The following is a 3109-nucleotide window of genomic DNA, read 5'->3' on the forward strand; positions in this document are numbered from 1 at the left end:
TGAGAAGAACCCTTAACTAAACTTGCAGACGAATGTCGGCATAGCGTGAGCTATTAAGCCGACCATTCGACAAGTTTTGGGATTGTTAAGGGTTCCGAGGCTCAACGTCAATAAAGCAATTGGAATAAAGCAATTATTTTTTATTCGATAATTGTTATATATAAATTATCGAGTTAGTTCTTTGATTATTGATTACTATAGGATTGAAAGGTGATGGATATGATATTAAAAAATTTAAATAATTCTATAGATTATATAGATCAGAATTTAACAAACGATTTAAATTTATATGATATAGCGAATTTTGTTGGTTTACCTGAGCAGCATTATAGAAATTTGTTTATATTTCTTACTGGTATCGGTTTATCTGAGTATATAAAAAAAAGAAAATTGTATTTTGCTAATAAAGATTTATTAAATAAAGAATCAGTAACGAGTGTAGCTATAAAATATGGATATTCAATTGATGGTTTTACAAAGTCTTTTAGAGATTGGAGTGGGTATTTACCATCTCAAATATATGAAAAACAAGTTTTAATTTCATATCCGAAACTTTCATTTGCTATTAATGTTAAAGGAGGAATAGGCATGAAAACTAGAATTGTAGATTTGCCAAAAATTAATATAGTAGGCGTAAAAAAACGTGTTCGTATGCAATACGAGGGTGTTAACAATGAAATTGAAGAACTAGCAAATAGTATTACTAATATACAAAAAGAAGAAATGAATAATTTACAAAACATTGAACCTAAAGAAATTGTAAATGTTTCATATGATGCTGATGAGAATTTTATTAAAGAAGAGGGTTATTTAACTCATATGATTGGTGTTATAACAACAGAAAACAATATAAGCGATCAACTTGATGTTATAAATATTGATGAAAGTAAATGGATAGTCTTTGAAAATGAAGGTAAATTTCCAAAAGTTTTACAAGACACATATGCTAAAATTTATTCTGAATGGTTGCCAGAAACAGAATATAAATTAGCTAATGTACCAATGTTTTCTTTTACTAAATTTAATGATTCAGATAGAGATAATGCTTATAGTGAAATTTGGGTCGCAGTTAATAATTGATTTTAGATATTTAAGGTTTTAGAAACGAGTTGAAAACGAGTTTCTTCTTGTCTTGATACTATATAGAAATAACGTTCTTTTTTAAAATATGTATTAATCATTGATATGACAGGGTTTTTCTTTGTTTTTGAGCGTGAAAGAAAAAATTGACATAAAAAAGCTCCAGTAATATGATTAAGTTACGACGCTTAAATCAATACTGGAGGTCTTTTTATATGCAATATAATACTACTAGATGTATAGACGAAAATCAAGATAATAAAACATTAAAAGATATGACGAAAAGTGGGAAACAACGCCCGTGGAGAGAAAAGAAAATAGACAATGTAAGTTATGCAGATATACTGGAAATCTTAAAAATTAAAAAGGCTTTTAACGTAAAACAATGTGGTAACGTCTTAGAGTTCAAGCCAACTGATGAAGGTTATTTGAAATTACATAAGACATGGTTTTGTAAGTCAAAATTATGCCCAGTTTGTAATTGGAGGCGTGCTATGAAAAATAGTTATCAAGCTCAAAAAGTGATTGAAGAAGTGGTTAAAGAAAAGCCAACTGCACGTTGGTTGTTTCTTACGTTATCGACAAAAAATGCGATAGATGGTGAAACTTTAGAACAAAGTTTAAAACATTTAACTGAATCATTTAGAAGATTGTTTAAATATAAAAAAATTAGTAAAAATTTAATTGGCTTTATGCGTTCGACAGAAGTTACGGTTAATAAAAATGACGGTAGTTATAATCAACATATGCACGTTTTGTTATGTGTTGAAAATGCGTATTTTAGAAAAAAAGAAAATTATATTACGCAGACCGAATGGGTCGATTTATGGCAAAAAGCATTACAAGTTGGTTATCGACCAGTCGCAAATATTAAAGCGATCAAACCAAATCAAAAAGGGGATAAAGATATTCAAGCAGCTATCAAAGAAACTTCAAAATACTCGGTTAAATCATCAGATTATTTAACTGGAGATAGCAAAAAAGATTCCGAGATTGTTGATGATTTGGAAAAAGGTTTATATCGAAAACGCATGTTGAGTTATGGTGGATTGCTTAAACAAAAACATAAAATTTTAAATTTAGACGATGCCGAAGACGGTAATTTAATTAATACAAGCGACGAAGATAAAACAACAGACGAAGAAGAAAAAGCACATTCAATTACGGCAATTTGGAATTTTGAAAAGCAAAATTATTATTTAAAAGATTTGAAAAGTTAGCTTAAAAGCTAGCGTTTTTTTATGCTTTTTTTGCCTTTGCGGGAACTATAGCGTTCAACCGGCATGGTTGGCCATTTTTACTATGCAAATTTTAATTTGCATGTAACTGGGCAGTGTCTTAAAAAATCGACACTGGATTTGCTTAAATTTTTGTTTGTGAAATTAAGATATATTTATTTGGCTCATATTTGCGTTTTAAGAGCTTATATAAGTTTTTAGGTATAAAACTATATAAAATACCCCTAATTCTTCAAAATACCCCCTTAAAATTCAAAATAAAGGTATTTAAAAATTAATAAAATAAAAAAGCTACTAGCCAAAAACTAGTAGCTTTAGTCTTGATGTAGTAATAATTTTTATATCTACGCTACAACGTCGATTCTAATTCGTGCAGTATTAATTTTTATATCTGCGCCACAACGCCGATTCCTTAAAATGAAAATAAAAAATCGACGAAGGTCGATTATGGTTTTGTACGCGTTCTTTTTAGAACGCATAAGTGCGCCCTTACGGGATTTAACTAGATTATAACGACGAAAAATTGACCTGTAAAGCGATAACTATTGTGATAAGTTTGATTAAAAAGGAGATAGAAAATGCTTATATTTTTATTTATTTTGTTTTGTGGTCTTTTAGGTTATTTTTTGATTAATCGTTCTAGAAAAAAATAGAGCACGCATTTATGCCGAGAAAATTTATTGATGTTGAGAAGAACCCTTAACTAAACTTGCAGACGAATGTCGGCATAGCGTGAGCTATTAAGCCGACCATTCGACAAGTTTTGGGATTGTTAAGGGTTCCGAGGCTCA

Annotated in this window: 2 protein-coding genes; both read left to right on the top strand. The window is 29.6% G+C overall.

Annotation, left to right across the window (positions count from 1 at the left end; all coding sequences use genetic code 11):
- Nucleotides 1-219: 219 nt before the first annotated feature.
- Nucleotides 220-1080: an AraC family transcriptional regulator gene (locus JVV30_RS00030; protein WP_194375768.1), complete on the top strand. Its 861-nt coding sequence runs from the start codon at nt 220-222 to the stop codon at nt 1078-1080.
- A 215-nt stretch (nt 1081-1295) separates the two neighbouring features.
- A complete protein-coding gene (locus JVV30_RS00035; RefSeq protein WP_204192885.1) occupies nt 1296-2300 on the top strand; it encodes a protein rep in 1005 nt (334 codons plus the stop codon).
- Nucleotides 2301-3109: the final 809 nt, after the last annotated feature.

Origin of the sequence: Staphylococcus sp. GDY8P47P, from assembly GCF_016892225.1 — a bacterium.
In the GTDB taxonomy this organism is placed as follows: Bacteria; Bacillota; Bacilli; order Staphylococcales; family Staphylococcaceae; genus Staphylococcus; species Staphylococcus borealis.